General features: G+C 64.3%; 18 protein-coding genes and 1 tRNA gene. 9 read left to right on the forward strand and 10 right to left on the reverse strand.

Annotated features, from left to right (window positions below; translation table 11 throughout):
- The first annotated feature begins 3 nt into the window (after positions 1 to 3).
- The 6 genes from AC5WEY_RS24555 (at position 4) to AC5WEY_RS24580 (ending at position 4,542) form a co-directional block, all read left to right on the forward strand.
- Positions 4 to 76 (forward strand) — tRNA-Arg (locus AC5WEY_RS24555).
- 60 nt (positions 77 to 136) lie between these two features.
- Positions 137 to 1,039 carry a hypothetical protein gene (locus AC5WEY_RS24560; RefSeq protein WP_495647906.1) on the forward strand — a complete coding sequence of 301 codons (903 nt, stop codon included), beginning with the start codon at positions 137 to 139 and terminating at the stop codon, positions 1,037 to 1,039.
- 14 nt (positions 1,040 to 1,053) lie between these two features.
- Complete coding sequence (locus AC5WEY_RS24565; RefSeq protein ID WP_495647907.1) at positions 1,054 to 1,641, forward strand: class I SAM-dependent methyltransferase; 588 nt, start codon at positions 1,054 to 1,056, stop codon at positions 1,639 to 1,641.
- Positions 1,642 to 1,703: 62 nt separating this feature from the next.
- Positions 1,704 to 3,047: a DUF2254 domain-containing protein gene (locus tag AC5WEY_RS24570; RefSeq protein WP_495647908.1), complete on the forward strand. Its 1,344-nt coding sequence runs from the start codon at positions 1,704 to 1,706 to the stop codon at positions 3,045 to 3,047.
- A gap of 35 nt (positions 3,048 to 3,082) precedes the next feature.
- Positions 3,083 to 3,619 carry a MarR family winged helix-turn-helix transcriptional regulator gene (locus AC5WEY_RS24575; protein WP_032402876.1) on the forward strand — a complete coding sequence of 179 codons (537 nt, stop codon included), beginning with the start codon at positions 3,083 to 3,085 and terminating at the stop codon, positions 3,617 to 3,619.
- 98 nt (positions 3,620 to 3,717) lie between these two features.
- On the forward strand, positions 3,718 to 4,542 hold the full coding sequence (locus AC5WEY_RS24580; RefSeq protein WP_495647909.1) for a DUF7159 family protein: 825 nt from the start codon (positions 3,718 to 3,720) through the stop codon (positions 4,540 to 4,542).
- 52 nt (positions 4,543 to 4,594) lie between these two features.
- On the opposite strand, the gene AC5WEY_RS24585 is transcribed toward AC5WEY_RS24580, so the two are convergent.
- The 7 genes from AC5WEY_RS24585 to AC5WEY_RS24615 form a co-directional block, all read right to left on the reverse strand.
- Positions 4,595 to 5,371, reverse strand: a complete 777-nt coding sequence (locus AC5WEY_RS24585; RefSeq protein ID WP_094704263.1) for an enoyl-CoA hydratase — start codon at positions 5,369 to 5,371, stop codon at positions 4,595 to 4,597.
- Entirely contained in the window at positions 5,368 to 6,276 is a 909-nt protein-coding gene (gene mmsB, locus AC5WEY_RS24590; protein WP_495647910.1) for a 3-hydroxyisobutyrate dehydrogenase, read from the reverse strand. The genes AC5WEY_RS24585 and mmsB overlap by 4 nt, the downstream gene beginning before the upstream one ends.
- Positions 6,273 to 7,331, reverse strand: coding sequence for an enoyl-CoA hydratase/isomerase family protein (locus AC5WEY_RS24595; protein ID WP_495647911.1), 1,059 nt, complete (start codon positions 7,329 to 7,331; stop codon positions 6,273 to 6,275). Before AC5WEY_RS24595 ends, mmsB begins: the two co-directional genes overlap by 4 nt.
- A complete protein-coding gene (locus AC5WEY_RS24600) occupies positions 7,328 to 8,467 on the reverse strand; it encodes an isobutyryl-CoA dehydrogenase (RefSeq protein ID WP_495647912.1) in 1,140 nt (379 codons plus the stop codon). Before AC5WEY_RS24600 ends, AC5WEY_RS24595 begins: the two co-directional genes overlap by 4 nt.
- A 6-nt stretch (positions 8,468 to 8,473) precedes the next feature.
- The gene (locus AC5WEY_RS24605; RefSeq protein WP_495647913.1) at positions 8,474 to 9,982 is read right to left on the reverse strand and encodes a CoA-acylating methylmalonate-semialdehyde dehydrogenase; all 1,509 of its coding nucleotides are present in this window, start codon (positions 9,980 to 9,982) and stop codon (positions 8,474 to 8,476) included.
- Positions 9,983 to 10,060: 78 nt separating this feature from the next.
- Positions 10,061 to 10,813, reverse strand: a complete 753-nt coding sequence (locus AC5WEY_RS24610; RefSeq protein WP_495647914.1) for an SWIM zinc finger family protein — start codon at positions 10,811 to 10,813, stop codon at positions 10,061 to 10,063.
- Positions 10,813 to 13,647, reverse strand: a complete 2,835-nt coding sequence (locus AC5WEY_RS24615) for a DEAD/DEAH box helicase (RefSeq protein ID WP_495647915.1) — start codon at positions 13,645 to 13,647, stop codon at positions 10,813 to 10,815. The genes AC5WEY_RS24610 and AC5WEY_RS24615 overlap by 1 nt, the downstream gene beginning before the upstream one ends.
- A 103-nt stretch (positions 13,648 to 13,750) precedes the next feature.
- Between AC5WEY_RS24615 and AC5WEY_RS24620 the strand changes: the two genes are divergently transcribed.
- The 3 genes from AC5WEY_RS24620 to AC5WEY_RS24630 all read left to right on the forward strand — a co-directional run bounded on the left by AC5WEY_RS24620 (position 13,751) and on the right by AC5WEY_RS24630 (position 16,312).
- Complete coding sequence (locus tag AC5WEY_RS24620; protein ID WP_495647916.1) at positions 13,751 to 14,656, forward strand: NADP-dependent oxidoreductase; 906 nt, start codon at positions 13,751 to 13,753, stop codon at positions 14,654 to 14,656.
- An 89-nt stretch (positions 14,657 to 14,745) separates the two neighbouring features.
- Complete coding sequence (locus AC5WEY_RS24625) at positions 14,746 to 15,474, forward strand: HNH endonuclease family protein (protein WP_495647917.1); 729 nt, start codon at positions 14,746 to 14,748, stop codon at positions 15,472 to 15,474.
- A gap of 10 nt (positions 15,475 to 15,484) precedes the next feature.
- Entirely contained in the window at positions 15,485 to 16,312 is an 828-nt protein-coding gene (locus AC5WEY_RS24630; RefSeq protein ID WP_495647918.1) for a shikimate 5-dehydrogenase, read from the forward strand.
- Between the two features lies 1 nt (position 16,313).
- Here AC5WEY_RS24630 and nagB read toward each other — a convergent pair whose 3' ends face one another.
- Genes nagB through AC5WEY_RS24645 form a run of 3 tightly spaced genes read right to left on the reverse strand, consistent with a single transcriptional unit; the run spans position 16,314 to position 19,531 of the window.
- Complete coding sequence (gene nagB, locus AC5WEY_RS24635) at positions 16,314 to 17,102, reverse strand: glucosamine-6-phosphate deaminase (protein WP_495647919.1); 789 nt, start codon at positions 17,100 to 17,102, stop codon at positions 16,314 to 16,316.
- The gene (locus AC5WEY_RS24640; RefSeq protein ID WP_495647920.1) at positions 17,103 to 18,287 is read right to left on the reverse strand and encodes an N-acetylglucosamine-6-phosphate deacetylase; all 1,185 of its coding nucleotides are present in this window, start codon (positions 18,285 to 18,287) and stop codon (positions 17,103 to 17,105) included.
- Complete coding sequence (locus AC5WEY_RS24645) at positions 18,284 to 19,531, reverse strand: PTS transporter subunit EIIC (protein ID WP_495647949.1); 1,248 nt, start codon at positions 19,529 to 19,531, stop codon at positions 18,284 to 18,286. Before AC5WEY_RS24645 ends, AC5WEY_RS24640 begins: the two co-directional genes overlap by 4 nt.
- Between the last annotated feature and the right edge of the window lie 4 nt (positions 19,532 to 19,535).

Raw genomic sequence — 19,535 nt, forward strand, 5'->3', positions numbered from 1 at the left:
TTTGCCCCCGTAGCTCAGGGGATAGAGCGTTCGCCTCCGGAGCGAAAGGCCGCAGGTTCGAATCCTGCCGGGGGCACACATCTTTCACGCAGGTCACCGCAGAAATGTGACTGCTCGAGCGAGACGGTGGACTTCGATGTCCGAGGATCTCCCCCACATCGACACTGTCGTCGACGACCTGTATTCGCTCCCTCCCACCGATTTCGTCTCGCATCGCTCTGCGTACGTCGCCCAGTTCAAGAAGGCCGGCGACAAAGCCGGCAGCAAACGGATCGGTGCCCTCCGTAAGCCGACGGTCGTTGCGTGGTTGGTCAATGGCCTTGCCCGTCGAGACGAATCTGCCCTGGCGGAACTGTTCGAGGTCGGCGAGCAGCTCGAACGAGCTCAGCAGCGCGGCGATGGCTCCCGTCTGCGCGAATTGTCCACTGCTCGAAGCACTTCGATACGCGCACTCACGGACAAGGCAATCTCCCTGGGGCGCGAGCTCGGAGTGACCGTCGGCGACAACGCTGCGCGCGAGATCGCCAACACCTTGAACGCGGCGATGGCCGATTCCGAGATTCGCGACCGCGTGCGGGCGGGCCGAACCGTCACGGCCGAAACCTACAGCGGCTTCGGGCCGGCGCTGCTCTCACTCGTTCCCGACCCACCCGACGACGAGACCGAGACCGAGACCGACGGTGTACCGGACACTGCCGATGACGTACCCGAGTCCGCAACGGAGTCCGATCAGCTGCGCGAGGCCGAACAGAATCGATTGGTCGCCGAACTCGACGCTGCCGAAACCGCGTTCGATACCGCACGCGATGCGGCCGACACTGCTGACTCCGACACAGAACGTGCCGCGTCCGAACGACGCAGCGCCACAGGAGAAGTCGAGAGGATAGAAGCCGAGCTGGAGGCCGCCAGAGCCAGAGCGAAGGCTGCGCGAGCAGCGGAGAGAACAAGCGTCGAGCAGGCCGAGTCGGCGGCGGAGGCACTCGAGGCCGCCAAGGCACGTGTGGCCGAAGCCCGGGCAGCCGTCGAAAAATCGAACTGACCTACCCTGGCGGCATGACCACACGCTGGCAAACCGAGAACTCAGCCGACGATTCCAAGCGCTACATCGAGCGATTCGACAGCCTGGCCGAACGCGGCGTGGATCTGCACGGCGAGGCCCGCATGGTCGATGCGTTGGTCTCCCCCGCGTCGAGCATTCTCGATGCCGGATGCGGCACCGGCCGACTCGGTGCCGAACTGGCTCGCCGCGGACACCGAGTGACCGCAGTGGATCTCGATCCGGTTCTGGCCGAGGCCGCGCGAGCACGTGCAGAACTCGACGTGCACATCGCTGATCTGACGACGCTGAATCTCGGACGGACATTCGACGCAGCAGTCGCAGCAGGCAACGTTCTCGTCTACATGGAGCCGGGCACCGAACAGCGAGCGCTGGAACGCATCTGGGCACACCTCACGGACGGAGGAGTGTTCGTCACCGGATTCGCCACCGATCGCGACTACACCGTCGCCGCACTGGACGCAGATTTGGCCGCGGTCGGTTTCGCCGTCGAACATCGTTTCGCGACGTGGGATCTGCGGCCCTGGCGCGACGACGCGGAGTGGGCTGTCACCGTTGCTCGCAAACCCGCACTGTTGGCCTGACGCGACATCGACGACTCGAACGCCGGAGGGTTGATTCGGACACGCTGGGGCAGACTGTCCACGTGAAGGAATACATGGCGAAGTTGCGGGAGTCGTTCTGGTTCATTCCTGCTGTCCTCGGAGTTCTCGCGCTCCTGCTCGCGCAAGCACTCGTCAGCCTCGATCGCTATCTGCTCGATACCCGGGTGGATCTGACGGGCTCACTGCTTTATCACGTCGGCGCCAGTGGCAGCCGGGACATTCTGGGTGCCATCGGCGGGTCGATGTTGGGCGTGGCCGCGACGTCGTTCTCGATCACCATCTCCGTTCTCGCCACGGCCAGTTCGTCCTACGGTCCTCGCCTGGTGCGAAACTTCATGGCCGACCGCGGCAATCAGGTGGTGCTCGGCATCTTCGGGGCGACGTTCCTCTACTCGCTGATGGTCCTGCGCTCCATCCGATCGATCGAATCCGATGGCTCGGTGTTCGTTCCCGACATTGCCGTCAACGTTGCCGTGGCGCTTGCCGTGGTCGACGTGGGCGTACTCGTCTACTTCATCCATCACATCGCGCAGTCGATTCAGGTGGCCACCCTGTCCGCGAGGGTTCGCGACGAGTTGTCGGAATCCGTCGACTCCCTCTATCCGACCGATCGTCCCGACGACGCCGCATCGATAGACGACATCTCGAAACCACCTGTCTACGTGACGGTGCTGGCCGAGACATCCGGGGTGATCATCGACATCGACGAGGACGCGCTGCTCGGCATCGCGACCGACAACGGCACGCTGATCGAGACTCATCGGGTACCGGGCGACCACGTCGTCTCCGGTGAGCCGCTCGTCGACATCCTTGCCGACCGTTCGGCCGACATCTCCGCCGAATCGATCGACCGCGTCCGTGGGTCTTTCGACATCGGCACCAGCAGGACGCCTCGCCACGACATCGCGTTCGCAGTCGAGCAGATGACAGAAATGGCAGTCCGGGCACTGTCCACCGGAGTCAACGATCCCTACACGGCACGCAACGCCATCGACGATCTCTCCGTCGGACTCGTGTCTCTGGTCCAACGGCCGACACCCTTGCTCGGACGGCGCGGAACCGACGGACCGGTGCGATTGATAGTTCAGCGGGTGTCCGCCTCGGTCCTGATCGACCATGCGCTCGATGCAGTGCGCATCTACGGAACCGGCAGTCCCATGGTGGTCCAGGCCGGAATTCGCCTCGCCGAGAGGGTCGGTCGTGCGGCGCGCTCCACCGCCGACGTCGACTCCGTGCTGGCTCAACTGAGTCTGTTGGATGCAGCCCTGACCGCTGACGAGACCGACATTGCGCGCACAGCCGATGCCCGCGAGCAGATTTCGCGGACCCGAGCAGCGATCACCGATCGAGTGCCACTCGCTGTAGTTCGCACCGTCATTCGGTAGACGCGCGAACCGGACACCGTGGGAGGATGGTCTGTATGCCAGCACCGTCGCCTCTTCCCCTCGACCCCATTGCAGAGGCTCACCGTCAGTGGACCAAGCACGGGTGGTCCGATGCCGCCGACGGTATGGCCGCTGTCACCTCCCTCATGCGCGCGCAGCAGATCATGCTGGCCCGAGTCGAGGAAGCGTTGAAGCCGACGGGACTGACCTTTTCGCGGTACGAACTGCTGACGTTGTTGACGTTCACCAAGAACGGCGCGTTACCGATGGCGAAGGCCAGTGCTCGTCTGCAGGTGCACCCCACCAGTGTGACCAATGCGGTGGACCGCCTCGAATCCGTCGGCTACGTGCGTCGCATTCCCCATCCCAGCGATCGACGGACCACCTTGGTCGAAATCACCGAGCAGGGGCGCACGTTGGCGGTCGAAGCCACCGAACGCCTGAACACGCTGGTATTCGCCAAGCCCGGGCTCGCGCGCGACAAGCTGATGGCTCTGGTTCGCATCCTTGCGGAACTACGTTCGGATGCAGGCGATTTCGACAGTGATGACATCACCACATCGTTTCGATAATGATCGTGACTCGTCACAAGTAAATGGAACACCCGTACCGTTCGTGGTGAAATGGCACTGCGCGCAAGGCGAGGCAGATCTGTCGAAGGGCGGGGCGGGTGCTGGTGTTGGGGGTCGGAGCGGGTGCACACGGTGCACGTGCGATTCTGACGTATCTGGACAGTCCACATCGCACACCGATCGTGTCGCGGACGGTGCGCCGCGCTCCAGGGCAGTCACTGTCCACCACGATCGCCACCGGAGTCGACGCTATCCACTCCATTGCTGCGACGATGTCGCTGCCGGTGCAATTCTCGGCCATCGCGTACCGAGTTGCCACCGATCCCGGCTCGGTCGCCACCCGCGGCACTGCCCGCACGGCGTCACTCGTACCGGAAACCGCTGCGCAAGTGCGCTACCTACGGTTCATCGGGCTGGTACCGAACCACGGCGTCACCGTATTGTGCGATATCGGCAGCACTGGAACTACGGTCACCGTCATCGATCTCGCGTCGTCTCGGACGCTGATGACGCGTCGTACATCCACGTTCTGCGGAGACGATCTCGATCACTCGGTCCGTAGACTGCTCTCCGCCAACGGGGTTCGCCTCGGAATCGACGCCAGCCGATCCATCAAGGAGCAACTGAGCGTCGACTCCGTCGTCAGTACGGCGGACCCGTCCGGGACCGCGCGCCACGTGCTGACGCGGCGCGACTTCGACGATCTGATTGCCGGCCCCGTGCGGTACGCGGGCATGCTCGTCGATCAGACCATCGAATTATCCGGAGCCAGACCGCAGTCCATCGTCGTGGTCGGCGGCGGCGCGAACATCACCTCGATCGCGCGGTCGTTGGAGTTGCGGACCGGTCTGACGACGCTGGTGCCGACGATGCCCGAGCTGGTCTCGGCCCGCGGGGCTGCCCTCCTGTCCCCCGACAGGTAGGACAACCCCGGGAGTGGAGCCCGCGGAACGACCCGAGAGCAAGCGTGGAGCGCTAGCGGTGCTGGAAGTTGGGCGTGCGCTTCTCGATGAAAGCCGACATGCCTTCCTTCTGATCCTCCGTAGCAAACGTCGAATGGAACACGCGACGCTCGAACAGAACGCCCTCGCTCAGACTCGACTCGTACGATCGGTTCACGGCTTGCTTTGCCATCATGGTGATCGGGAGCGACATCTCGGCAATGGTGGTCGCGGTTGCAATGGCGTCCTCGAGGAGGTCCGCAGCCGGCACGATGCGCGAGACGAGCCCTGCGCGCTCGGCTTCGTCGACCTTCATGTTGCGACCGGTCAGACACATCTCCATGGCCTTGGCCTTACCCACCGCCCGCGTCAACCGCTGCGACCCGCCGATCCCGGGAATCACGCCCAGCTTGATCTCGGGTTGCCCGAAGACCGCTGTGTCCGAGGCAATCAGCACATCGCACAGCATTGCCAGTTCGCACCCTCCTCCGAGTGCATAGCCGGACACCGCCGCAATCAACGGCGTCCGCGCCGATGCCAATCGATCCCACGCCGCGAAGAAGTCGTCGAGGTACACGTCCATGTACGACTTGGGCTGCATTTCTTTGATGTCTGCACCGGCCGCGAAGGCTCGCTCGGACCCGGTGATCAGGATGGCACCGATCTCGGAGTCGGCATCGAGCTCCTCGACCACCGCGACGACCTCGCGCATCAACTGGGAGTTGAGCGCGTTCAACGCCTTCGGGCGGTTGAGCGTGATGATGCCGACGCGTCCCCGGCGTTCGAGCAGGATGGTTTCGTAGTCGGTCACTGGGCTGCTCCGTTCGAGCGTTCGCGGATGTCGTTGATGATCCCGGAGAAGTCCACGTCGGTTCCCCCGCCGGACGTTTCCTTGAACCGCGCGTAGAGTTCGGCTGCGCGCAGACCGAGGACTCCCTCGACCCCGTTGTCGCGCAGCGCATTTGCTGCCAGACCCAGGTCCTTGTCCATGAGGGCCGCAGCAAATCCGGGCTTGTACTCGTTGTTGGCGGGGCTCGTCGGAACCGGACCGGGCACCGGGCAGTTCGTGGTGAGCGCCCAGCACTGGCCGGACGCAGTCGACGCCACGTCGAAGAGCGCCTGATTGCTCAGGCCGAGCTTCTCGCCCAGCACGAAGGCCTCGCTGATGGCGATCATCGATACGCCGAGGATCATGTTGTTGCAAATTTTGGCGGCCTGGCCGTTGCCGGCTGCGCCGCAATGCACGACCTTGCGGCCCATGACGTCGAGAACTGCTGCGGCAGATGAGAAGTCCTCTTCCGAACCGCCCACCATGAAGGTGAGGGTTCCGGCCGCGGCTCCCCCGACACCACCCGAGACCGGCGCGTCGAGACTACGGTGACCGGCCTCGCGCACCAGCGTGTGCGCAGCGTGCGCGTCGGCGACATCGATGGTCGACGAGTCGATGAACAGGGTCCCCGGTGCCGCAGCAGGAAGCAGGTCGGCGTAGAGACCGAGGACCAGTTTTCCGTTCGGCAACATGGTGATCACGATGTCGGCTCCGGCCACAGCCGCGACTGCCGATTCCACCACGGTGACGCCGTCCTTCGTCGCCTGCTCCAGCGCGGCAGGCACCAGATCGAAGCCCTGCACCGTGTAGCCGGCCGCCGCCAGATTGGCGGCCATCGGTCCGCCCATATGGCCGAGACCGATGAAGCCGATCGTCTTCTCGCTCATGAGTGCTCACCTTCTGTGTGTGCTTTCGACAGACCGAGTTCGGAATCCCCCAAGGGCGCGAAGTATCGGTCGATGTCCTCGGTGGTGACGTCTGCCGATGTGGCCGGTTGCCACTGGGGATTGCGATCCTTCTCGACTACCTGCGCCCGAATTCCCTCGACCAGATCATGACTGCTCAGCGACGCTACCGACACTCGGTACTCCTCGTCGAGCACGGCTTCGAGGGAAGGCAGCGTCGCCGCCCGCCGGAGCGACCGCAGCGTCACCGCGAGCGACACCGGCGATTTGGACACGATGTCCTTCGCGGCCTGCTGTGCCTCCGGCACCGACGATGCAGCCAGAGCGTCGACGATGCCCTGGATGTCATCACCGGCATAGCACTCGTCGATCCACTCCTGCTGAGCAGCAATGGCGGATTCCGGGGCCGACTCGCTGAACGTCGCAACGGCCTCGCCGACGCTGACGGTTTCGAGAGCCGCGTAGAACTTCTCGAGGTTCTCCGACGGAACGTAATGGTCGGCGAATCCGACCGCGATGGCGTCGGCCGCGTTCATCCGCGCCGTGGTGAGCGCAAAATGGGTGCCGATCTCGCCCGGTGCACGCGAAAGCAGATACGTGCCACCGACATCCGGAACGAAGCCGATGCCGACCTCGGGCATCGCGATCTTGGAACGCTCGGTGACGATGCGAGTGTTGGCATGTGCCGAGAGACCGACGCCGCCGCCCATGACGATGCCGTCCATGATGGCAACGAAGGGCTTGGGGAACCGAGCGATCGCGGCATTGAGGACGTACTCGTCGCGCCAGAAGTCCTTACTGCCGCTGCCTCCGTCTTTCGCGTCGTGATAGATCGAGACGATGTCCCCACCGGCGCACAGCCCCCGTTCACCGGCACCGGTCAACAGGACGGCGTCGACGGTGTCGTCGGTTGCCCACTGCGCCAACGTCGGAGCTATCTGCTGCACCATCGAGTGCGAGAGGGCGTTGATGGCCTTGGGGCGGTTGAGGGTGATCCGACCGATCCCTCCGGACACCTCCAGGAGGACGTCACTCACGCCGCACCCACGATCGAACGAGCGACGACAACGCGCATGATCTCGTTGGTACCTTCCAGAATCTGGTGGACCCGAAGGTCACGGACGATCTTCTCGACACCGTACTCGGCGAGGTAACCGTATCCGCCGAGCAGCTGCAGCGCACCGTTGGCGACCTCGAATCCGGTGTCGGTACCGAAACGCTTTGCCATCGCGCACAGTTCGACCTTGTCGGCTGCATTGTTCTGCAACCCGTCCGCTGCTCGCCACAGCAGAGTTCGGGCAGCTTCGAGCTCGGTCTTGAAATCCGCCAACCGAAACTGCAGGGCCTGCGAATCGAGCAGGCGCGCACCGAATGCATTGCGGTCGGCGAGGTAAGCAACTGCCTTGTCGAGAGCGGACTGTGCGCCGCCGATCGAGCACGCGGCGATGTTGATGCGTCCGCCGTTGAGGCCGTTCATCGCAATACGAAATCCGTCGCCCTCGCTGCCGAGCAGGTTGGCAGCCGGAACGCGCGCACCTTCGAAGATCACCTGGCGGGTGGGTTGAGCGTTCCACCCCATCTTCTTCTCGTTCGCGCCGAACGACAGTCCCTCGGTGTCCTTCGGCACGATGAACGCCGAGATGCCGCGGGGACCCGGAGCTCCGGTGCGGGCCATGACGACGTACACCTCGGATGTGCCTGCGCCGGAGATGAACTGCTTGACGCCGTCCAGCACGTACTCGTCACCGTCGCGGACGGCCTTGGTACCGAGCTTCGCCGCATCGGATCCAGCGCCGGGTTCGGTGAGGCAGTAGCTACCGAGCTGGTCCATCGAGCACAGCCCCGGAAGCCAGCGCTGCCGTTGCTCGTCGTCGCCGTACGTGTCGATCATCCACGCGACCATGTTGTGGATGGAGATGTACGCCGCGATGGACGGATCCCCGGTGGCGAGTTGCTCGAAGATGCGCACGGCGTCGACTCGGGTCAAGCCCGATCCACCGACGTCCTCACGAATGTAGATGCCGCCCATCCCGAGACCGGCGGCCTTGCGCAACACATCCACCGGGAAATGCTTCTGCTGATCCCATTCGACGGCGTTCGGTGCGAGAAGTTCGTCGGCGAACTCGCGAGCGGTGTCGTTGATGGCACGCTCGTCCTCGTTCAATGTGAACATGACCGATCAGTCCATGTTCGGGATGACGAAGTGATTCTGTGCAGCTGCTTCCTTGGTGCCCGACGGCCACCGCTGAGTGACGGTCTTGGTCTTGGTGTAGAAGCGGATCGAGTCCGGTCCGTGCTGGTTCAGATCACCGAATCCCGAACGCTTCCAACCACCGAACGTGTGGTACGCGATCGGCACCGGAATCGGCACGTTGACCCCGACCATGCCCACCTGAACGCGGGAGCAGAAGTCGCGAGCGGTGTCGCCGTCACGGGTGAAGATCGAGACGCCGTTGCCGTACTCGTGTTCGGTCGGCAGACGCAGAGCGTCCTCGTAATCCTTCGCGCGGACGACGATCAGAACAGGTCCGAAGATCTCTTCCTTGTAGATCCGCATGTCGGTGGTGACCTTGTCGAACAGTGTTGCGCCCGCGAAGAATCCACCTTCGTGACCCTCGAGGCTGAAACCGCGCCCGTCGACGACCAGCTCGGCACCCTCGTCCACACCGATCTGGGTGTAATCGTTGACACGCTTCAGCGCATCGCTGCCCACGAGCGGTCCGAAGTCCGCGTCCTCGTCGTCGCTGCGACCGATCTTCAGCTTCGCCACTCGCTCGGTCAGTTTGGCGACCAACGCATCTGCGGTCTCCTCACCGACGGGAACCGCGACGGAAATCGCCATGCACCGCTCGCCGGCCGAACCGTACGCGGCTCCGAGCAACGCGTCGGCGACCTCGTCGAGATCGGCATCGGGCATCACCAATGCGTGGTTCTTGGCTCCACCGAAGCACTGTGCGCGCTTGCCGTGCTGAGCGGCCGTCTCGTAGATGTACTGGGCGATGGGCGTCGAGCCGACGAAACCGATCGCCTTGACCCGATCGTCGGTGAGCAGCACGTCGACAGCATCCTTGCCGCCGTTGACGACGTTGAACACACCCGGCGGCAGGCCTGCCTCCAGGAACAGCTCGGCGAGCTTGAGCGGAACGGACGGGTCGCGTTCGGAGGGCTTGAGGATGAACGCGTTGCCGCAGGCGATCGCCGGGCCGGCCTTCCACAGCGGAATCATTGCGGGGAAGTTGAACGGGGTGATGCCGGCGACGACGCCCAGCGGCTGACGCATCGAGTAGACGTCGATGCCGCCGCCGGCACCCTCGGTGTACTCGCCCTTGAGCAGATGCGGTACGCCGACAGCGAATTCGACGACCTCGACGCCACGCTGGATGTCACCCTTGGCGTCGGCGATGGTCTTGCCGTGCTCCGACGAGAGCAGACGCGCCAGTTCCTCCATGTCGCGGGTGACGAGCGCGAGGAACTTCATGAGCACCCGCGCGCGACGCTGCGGGTTCCACTTGGCCCACTCGCGCTGCGCCTGTTCGGCGTCGGCGATTACAGCCTCGACCTCGGACACATCGGCGAGAGGTACACGGGCCTGCACCTCGCCGGTATTCGGATCGAAGACGTCCCCGAATTTTCCGGACGTGCCGGCGACATGCTTGCCGCCGATGAAGTGTGTGAGTTCGCGAGCCATGGAATCAGTCCGTCCTGGAGCCTGGAAATTGAAGTACGCCCATCCTATAGTCGGATGTCCACGTAAGTCCAGATCCGGTCACATTCGGTCGTAGAACTGCCTCAGATCGGCGCACGCTCGGCTGACCTCCGCCTCGGGCGATCCGTCGGCGCGGAAGACCCGACGCAGGATCAGCGGGTCGAGGTCCTCGATCGCAGGCGCGAACGTCACCTGCGGAAGGTCGGGGAAGGACGCACGATCGGCGAACCAGTCGTCGGCATCGACGTCGTCGCCTCCATCGCCCACGCCCTCGATCAGCTGGTCGAGGTCCACTCCACGCAGGGTCAGAATGGTCGCCGCGGACGCGTCGATGTGTTCGGCTGCGATGTACATCAGCGCCGCCGCGTGCTTGCACGGCCACCCGTCGTCGGGGCACGTGCAATCGAAATCGAGCTGGCCCTTGTCGTGTGGCAGCAACATCGAGGCCAACGCCTGCGGAATGGCATTCGACGCCAATTCGGCCAGCATCCCGGGATTCGATCTCACCCGAGCGACGAGGGCGTCCACTTCACCGGAGGTCAGCGGTTCGACGGTGACCGAGGCCGAGAACGGCTCGAGCTGGCTGCCCTGCACCTCGCCGTAGATCTGCCCACGTTCGACACCGAGAGTGAGAACCTGCCCCTGACGCGCATACGTCCTCCCCCGCGCGATACGACCAGGATCGGCAAGGTCCTCCATCGCAGCAACGAAGTGCCTACCCCACCACGTCTGCCCGAAGGCTCCGCGCTTGTTTCGAGACTCGATGCCGCCCTTCGCTTTTCGACGCTTTCCGTACTGCGAGAAGTCGACCATCACTCACCCACCGCATCTTCGCTGAGCCGGAACAGCTCCTGCAGTTCCGCGGTATCCATTTCGGTCACCCAGCTCTCCCCGGTGCCCACCGCCAGATCTGCCAGGCCCTGTTTCGAGACGAGCATCGAATCGATTCGCTCCTCCACCGTCCCGACACACAACAGTTTGCGTACCTCGACGTTCTTACGCTGTCCGATGCGGAAGGCCCGGTCCGTCGCTTGGTTCTCGACCGCTGGGTTCCACCACCGGTCCAGGTGCACAACGTGATTCGCGGCAGTGAGATTGAGCCCGGTACCACCCGCCTTCAGCGAGAGCATCATGATCGGTGGACCGTCGTCGCCCTGGAACCTCTCCACCATCGCATCGCGCTTGGTCTTGCTCACTCCGCCGTGCAGAAACGGCACCTCGGCTCCGAAACGATCGGCGAAATACGGTGCCACGAGCTCGCCGAACTCTCTGAACTGCGTGAACAACAACACCTTTTCGTTGTCGCCCAGAATCGAATCGAGCATGTCCTCGACCAGCCCGATCTTGCCGGACCGGTGCTGACCTCTCTTCAGCACCGACGATCCGTCGGACAGGAAATGGGCCGGGTGGTTGCACACCTGCTTGAGTCGAGTGAGTGCGGAGAGGACGGCACCCTTGCGTTTCATACCCTTCGCATCGGCAATCTGCGCCATCATCTCGTCGACGACCGCCTTGTACAGCGCAGCCTGCTCGGCGGTGAGGTTGGCGCGCACCGTCATCTCGTTCTTCTCGGGCAGATCCGAGATGACCGTCGGATCGGTCTTGACCCGTCGCAGAATGAACGGCGACGTGATGGCCCGCAGACGTGAGACGGCGTTCTCGTCGTTCTCACGCTCGATCGGCACCGAGAACCGCTTCCGGAAATCGGACGGCCTTCCCAGCATTCCTGGATTGGCGAAATCGAGAATGGATCTGAGCTCGTCGAGGCGGTTCTCCACGGGCGTGCCGGTGAGGGCTAGCTTGTGTTCCGCGGGGATGGCGAGCGCCGCCTTCGCTTGAACTGTGCCGGCATTCTTGATGTGCTGCGCCTCGTCGAGTACCACTCGTCGCCACATCTGTTCCGACAGCTGCGCGCGGTCCTTTGCCATCAGCGCATAGGTGGTGACGATCAGGTCGTGCTGGGCGATCTCTCGGTCGAGATCGTCGCCCTTCGACCGAGCCGGGCCGTGGTGCACGAGGACCCGAAGTGCAGGCGTGAACTTCGCGGCCTCGCGTTGCCAGTTGCCCACCACCGACATCGGTGCCACCAGCAGCGTCGGCTTCGGATGTTGTTCGTGGGCAAGGAGTGTGAGCACCTGCAGTGTTTTGCCCAGACCCATGTCGTCGGCGAGCACCGCCCCGAGACCGAGCCGGCTCATGAACGCGAGCCAGTCGAGTCCCCGCTGCTGATAGGGCCGGAGCACGGCGTCGACGCCGTCGGGCACGGGGATTGTCTCCGGTACCGCGCCGGGCTCGAGCAGCGTGGCCGCCCAGCCGGTGGCCCGGATGTCCTGGACCGGGGCAGGCGGCGGGTCGGCCAGCGTCATCTCCCGCATCAGCGTGCTCAACGCGGTTCCGTCGCTGTGATGCTCCGCGACGTACTTCGCTGCTCGTGCGAGCTGACCGCCGTCGGCCAACACCCACTGACCACGAAGCCGAACCAGGTCACCCTTCGAGACGGCGAGCCTGTTCATCTCCGCTTCGGTGAGCACCATGTCGCCCAGTTGGAGCTGCCAGTCGTAGGACACCAGCTCGTCCATGCCGACCGCGCGATCAGCGGCAGCTTTGGTCACTGCGGGTGACTCGACGCGCAACCTCATCGATGGGTCCAGCCTGGTCCAGGCTCGCGGGAGCAACACCGTCGTGCCGGTGGCCTGAAGCGCCATCGCACCGTGTTCGACCAGATCGATGACGACCGAGGTGGGGAGCAACAGATCCAGGGTGCCTTCCTGAGAAGGCACATCCCGCAGCCTCGGGTATGCGGCGACTGCCTCGCCGAGTTTGCGCACGGCGATCGACAGCAGCGTGGCATCGACCTTGCGGCTCATCGGAACCGGCCGCGGAGCTTCGCCGTCTGCCCGCAAACACACCTGCAAGGTCCAGAACGACTCCGCCGACTCGTCGGTGTCGGTGTCGGCGTCGGTCTCGGCGTCATCGGGTTCGAGCAGACGCAACACCAGAGACGGCTCGTCGACGGTGAGGCTTGCCCGCCACTTGTCCAACAGGGTCGAGATCTGCTGATTGCCATCGCTGTACGGGTCGTCACGAACCAACGCGGACAGCAGCGGATGTTCCGAGTCGGGCCTGCCGAGAAGCGATCTGACGATCGGATCGGTGAGCTCGTCCACCATGTCGTCGAGGATCTTTCTCGGTCGCTCGTTCGCTCGCTGCACCGACGGCATCGACACGGCGAGTTCGCTGAGCCAGGCTCGCTGGCGTTCGCCGCCGACCAGACGCCACCGTGGCCACCACTGCCCGTCGATCAGCTTCAGCGCAGGAACAACCCGCCCACCGCGGACCCATCGTTCGATTCCACGCGTGACGTGCGCCAGAAAACGTAGGTCGCCGGAGATCAGCGCGTGCTGGGACGGCGTTCGCAACAGCAGGTCTGCCGCGTCGTGCGGCGCGAGCGCGATGGCCGGAATCTGCACCGGGGCCTGGGCGGTCGCACCAGGTCCGGCTGCCGGAAACGACACCGCAGCACGATGCCGAAACGTTCTGGTGAGCACCTGCGCATGAGCCGAGGGCAGATCGGGCTCGTCACCGGTGGTGATCTCGTCGTCCCACAGCATCAGCCCGGCACCGGGAGACCACAGACCGTGCAACATCGGTCCATCCAACCAGGACGCACCGACATCACCTCGGTGAGGCAGCCGGACGAAGCCACTCCGCACGGTGCCGATCGGTTCGAAAATAAGGCACAGTGGTCTCATGATCGCGTACGGCTTCAGCGAATACGGCGGACCCGAAACCGAGTCCCTCCTCGAGTTCCCCGTTGCCGAGCCCGGACCGGGCCAGATTCTCGTCGCGGTACGCGCGGCCGGGGTCAATCCCGCAGATTGGAAGGTGCGGAAAGGTACCCGCAAAGACACGGTACAGATCACTCTGCCTGCCGTGCTCGGGCGGGAAGCCTCGGGCACCGTAGTCGATATCGGCACCGGTGTGACGGACTTTTCGGTGGGCGACCACGTATTCGGGGCAACCGCGTCGGGACACGGCAGTTACGCGCAGTACACCGTGTTCAACGCATCGAGTACCGCGCACAAGCCCGAGACGGTCTCCTGGGCCGCGGCGGCCACCTTGCCGGTCGCGGCGGGAACCGCGTACGACGCGCTGCGCCAGTTGGCCAGAAGTTCGGGCGATACCGTTCTCGTGCTCGGCGCGGGCGGCGGTGTCGGCTCGGCCGTGCTGCAACTCGCTCGGGCGGACGGTATCGGCGTCGTAGCAGTGGCGAGCGCGGGCAAACGGGAGTGGATCGAGAGCCTCGGGGCCCGATTTTTCGTCTCCGGCAGTGATATCTCCGCCGCGGTCACCCAGCCGGTGGACGCCATCGTCGATCTCGTCGGCGGAGAGACGTTACGTGCGGCAGCCACTGCCGCACGGTCCGGGACACCGATCGTGAGCGTCGCAGATCCGGTGCTGGCATCCGAGTGGGGTGGTTCAGGAGTCGCTCGCGATCGCACGACCGCCGCCTTCGCACGGTTGGCAGAGCTGACCGCGTCGGGCGTGCTGAACCCGCGCATCGACAACGTGTTCCCGCTCGACCGCGCAGGTGAGGCCCTCGCCCTCGTCGAGAACGGGCACCTCCTCGGCAAGGTCGTCGTCGAAGTTCGCTGAATCCCGCCTGAAAACCGGATTCCGCGGCGTGTCGGTACGGACCGACATACTGCTGCCGCGGGGGCCGACGGCGGACGATCGATGATGGGATGCGTGTGAGAAAACTGTGGGTAGCGGCGGCGCTGGTGATCGCTGCGGTGGTGATGGCGGCGTTCGGATCGTGCGACCGATCCGTCATCCCTGGTTTCACCCCTGCCGCGCCTGCACCTGGCAGCCCCTCCCGGGTACAGATCGAGCAGTTGCTGGACCAGGTTCACGTGGTCGCGACTCGGCCCGACGCCCTCGGGTACGAGCGTGGATGCAAGAGCGGCGAAGGCTGCGTGTTCGGACCCGCCTGGACGGACGATTACGACGGGCCGGGCGGCCACGACGGGTGCGGCACTCGCGACAACGTACTGGCGCTGTCGATGACGGAGATCGAGTTCCGGGCAGGCACCCGCGACTGTGTGGTCCTGTCGGGTTCGCTCGCAGACCCGTACTCCGGTGAGAGGGTGCAGTTCACCAAGTCCGACGGAAGCGCGGTCCAGATCGATCATGTTTACCCGCTCGCCGCAGCATGGGACATGGGTGCGCACGCGTGGCCGCCGGACAAGCGCATTCTGTTCGCGAATGATGTCTCGTTCGAGTTGCTGGCCGTCAACGGGCCCGACAATCAATCGAAAAGCGATAAGACACCGTCGGATTGGATGCCACCGAACCCGGCCTACCACTGCTTCTACGCGGGCAAGTACCTCACGGTGGCCGCGCAGTACGAACTACCGATCACCGAGGCCGATCGCGGCGTTCTCCAATCGGTTGCAACAACATGCGCGGCGTAAGGTGATCCCAATGTCAACGGCACCGTCGCGCAGCTTTCTCAACCGTGAGACCCAGCTCTGTATGTCTCTGTCCGGCCGACCGAGCAACTTCGGAACACGCTTCCACAACTACCTGTACGACGAGTTGGGCCTGAACTTCGTCTACAAGGCATTCACCACCACCGATCTTGCCGCCGCCGTAGGAGGCGTACGCGCGCTGGGCATTCGAGGCTGCGCCGTCTCCATGCCGTTCAAGGAGGACGTGATCGAACTGGTCGACGTGATGCACGAGTCGGCGAGCACCATCGAATCCGTCAACACCATCGTCAACGAGGGCGGCGTTCTGCACGCCTACAACACGGACTACCAGGCCGTAGCGAATCTGCTGGCTACGCACTCCGTCTCATCCGATTTCTCGGTGGCCGTCACCGGCAGCGGCGGCATGGCGAAGGCTGTCGTTGCAGCACTGCGAGATTCGGGTTTCACCCGCGGCACCGTCGTTGCCCGTAACGCGCGCACCGGTCCCGCCCTGGCCGAGAACTACGGCTACGAATGGTCTGCCGAGGCAGTGTCCGCAGATCTGTTGGTGAACGTCACCCCGCTCGGCATGGCCGGCGGTCCCGGGGCCGATTCCATGCCGTTCACCGACGAACAGATCGGTGCGGCGCAGGCTGTGTTCGACGTGGTCGCCATGCCATCGGAAACACCGCTGATCGTGGCGGCCCGAGCGGCCGGCAAGCCTGTGATCACCGGTGCCGAAGTCATTGCCCTGCAAGCGGCCGAGCAATTCGTCCTCTACACCGGAGTGCGGCCGTCGGACGAACAGATCACCCGCGCATCGGAGTTCGCCCGCAGTTGATTCAGAGGTGTTGCCACCGAGGCTTGTTGGCGTAGGCGTATCGGTAGTAGTCGGCGAGAGCCAGCGACGACGCCGCAGCGTTGTCCAACAACACGCTCACGTGCGGGTGCCACTGAATCACCGACGCCGGGCAGTGAGCCGACAACGGGCCCTCGACAGCGGCAGCCACCGCTTCTGCCTTCGACTCGCCGGTCGCAATCAAGACCAGGTGACGCGCCTCGTCGATGGTGCCCAGGCCCTGCGTCAGTACGTGATGCGGAACAGCATCGGGCGAGTCGAAGAAGCGGGCATTGTCGGTACGGGTCTGTTCGGTGAGCGTTTTGACCCGCGTCCTGGATCGCAGCGAGGACCCGGGCTCGTTGAAGCCGATGTGTCCGTCGGTGCCGATTCCCAGGATCTGGACGTCGATGCCGCCCGCTTCCGCAATCGCCGCGTCGTAGCGCTGCGCCTCTGCCGCGATGTCGTGCGCTTCGCCGTCGGGTGAGAACACCGCGGCGTCGTCCAGATCGACGTGGTCGACGAAGTTCTCTCGAATGAACGAAAAGTACGACTGCTCGGCACTTCTCGCGAGACCGATGTACTCGTCGAGCAGAAACGCTCGACAGTGCGAGAAGGACAGCCCCTCGTCTCGGTGGCGTCTCGCCAGTTCGCGATAGGTGCCCACCGGCGTGGATCCGGTCGCCAGGCCCAGTACGGGAGTGTGTTCGCGGGTGGTCCGGACTGTTCGCTCGACGATGTCGGCGGCTGTTCGATCCACCGCGTCCACTCCGTCGAGGATCACGATCTCCATCTAGCTGTCCTCCTCTATCGCGATTCCGCCCCTGATGACCTGCACCGTCTCGAATGTCCCGTCGACCACCAGCACGTCGGCCCGCATTCCCTGCTGGAGACGACCGATGTCCGAACCCAGACCGATCGTCGTCGCCGGTGTCGACGACCCCGCCCGCACTGCCTCGACCAGCGGCACACCGGCGTCCTGCACGGCCCGGCGCACCAGGTCCAACACCGTCGCGGTCCCACCCGCGATCGGTGCTGTCTCCGGATCGGCATCACGAGACAGTCGTGCGACCGAGTGATGGACGGTCACGTCCAGTGGCCCGAGTCGATAGCGGCCGTCGACCATACCGGCGGCGGCCATTGCGTCGGACACCAGCGCGATCTGCGTACCGCCGACGAGATCGAATACCGCGCGCACCGTCTCGTCGGCGAGATGTACTCCGTCTCCGATCAATTCGAGCACCATGCCTTCGCGCGCCGCGGCGGCCAGACATTCGCTCACGGGCCCGGGTGCTCGGTGGTGCCAGGTCGGCATTCCGTTGAACAGGTGCGTCGCCGTGATCGGGCCGCCCCCCAGCATCTCGATACCGCGGCGGGTGGTCAGAGCGTCGGCGTCCGTATGCCCGATGCTCGGCACGATGTCGTTCTCTCTCAGCATCTGCGCAACAGCGGCGAATCCGTCGACCTCCGGTGCGAGAGTCATCGACCGGACCGCTCCCCTGCCCGCGCCGATGATGTCCGCCAGAAGTCCGGTGTCACCGCTGCGAAGCGAGCCCGGATCCTGTGCGCCGCAGCGAATGACCGACAGAAAAGGACCCTCGACGTGCACCCCGGCGATATCACCGGATTCGTACAGATCGGCCAACAGCGACGTCTGCCCGATCAGCCGTTCGGATGGTGCCGACACCAGAGAGGCAAGCATCGTCGTGGTGCCGCGGGAGCGGTGATGCCGCACCGCCGTCATGAGATCGGCGGCTGCGGAATCGGGGAACGATGCCCCCGCACCGCCGTGACAGTGCACATCGACCAAACCCGGCAGGATTGTCGAATCAGACTGCGGTACTGCATCTCCCGTCCAGAGTTGTGCAGGCCCCACCCACGAGATCCGATCTCCCGTCAGTGCAAGCACGCCGTCCTCGATGACTTCCTCACCGGTGACGACACGCCCTCGCAGCGTCGTCGAGATCGAATCGGTCATGCCTGGGTCGGTTCGGCCACCACGTCGTCCTCGCGACCGGGGGTACGCAGGTTCCACTTCTTGATGACGAAGCTGAACAGCACGTAATAGATCGCCGCGTACACGAGACCGATGGGGATCAGAAGCCATGCCTTGGTGGCGATTCCGTAGTTGAGCAGGTAATCGATGCCACCCGCGGAGAAGAAGAATCCGTCATGAATTCCGAGAGCATTGGTCAGCGCCATCGACGTTCCGGTCAGGACCGCGTGAATGATGTAGAGCGGCCAGGCGACGAACATGAACGAATACTCGAGCGGCTCGGTGATTCCGGTGACGAAAGCAGTCAGGCCGGTGGACAACATGATTCCACCGACGATCTTCTTCTGGGAAGGCTTGGCATTGCGGTAGATCGCGAATGCTGCCGCGGGAAGTGCGAACATCATGATCGGGAAGAATCCGGTCATGAACACTCCAGCGGACGGGTCGCCGGCGAAGAACCGGTTGAGGTCGCCGCGCACCAACTGACCGCTCGCATCCTGGTAGTCGCCGACGAGGAACCAGACCACGGAATTCAGAATGTGGTGCAGCCCGGTCGGAATGAGCATGCGGTTGGCGAATCCGTAGATACCGCTGCCCACCACGCTGTGATCGGCGACGGTGTTGCCGACCCAGTTGAGCGCACTGTAGAAGAGCGGGTAGATGAACGACATGATGACGGCGACAACGAGACCGGTGATCGCTGTCAGGATCGGCACCAGCCGGCGGCCGCTGAAGAAACCGAGATAATCGGGCAACTTCTGACGGTAGAACCGCTGCCAGAGGATTGCCGAGAGCAGACCGATGACGATGCCCGCGAGAACGCCGTAGTCGATCACCGCCGGGTCACCGTTGGCATCGACCTTGCCGTCGAGCACCACCGGTGACATCGCCGTGAAGACTCCGTTCATCACCATGTATCCGACGACCGCAGCGAGCGCCGTCGAGCCGTCCGACTTCTTGGCCCAGCCGATGGCGATACCGACGGCAAAGATCAGGGGAAGCCAGGTGAACACAGCCTGACCGGCGGCCGAGATGACGGCGGCGGCGGTCTCGAGCGCACTGAATCTGCCCAGCAGGTCGTCTTGGCCGAGCCTGAGCAAGATTCCTGCAGCAGGTAGAACGGCAATGGGAAGCATGAGACTGCGACCGAACCGCTGCAGTCCGGCCAACGATCGGGAGTCCTTCTTCGGCTCGGTATCGACCGAGTCCGTGTTCTTCGGGGTCATGGCG

The sequence above is a fragment of the Rhodococcoides sp. S146-33 genome, assembly GCF_059489205.1.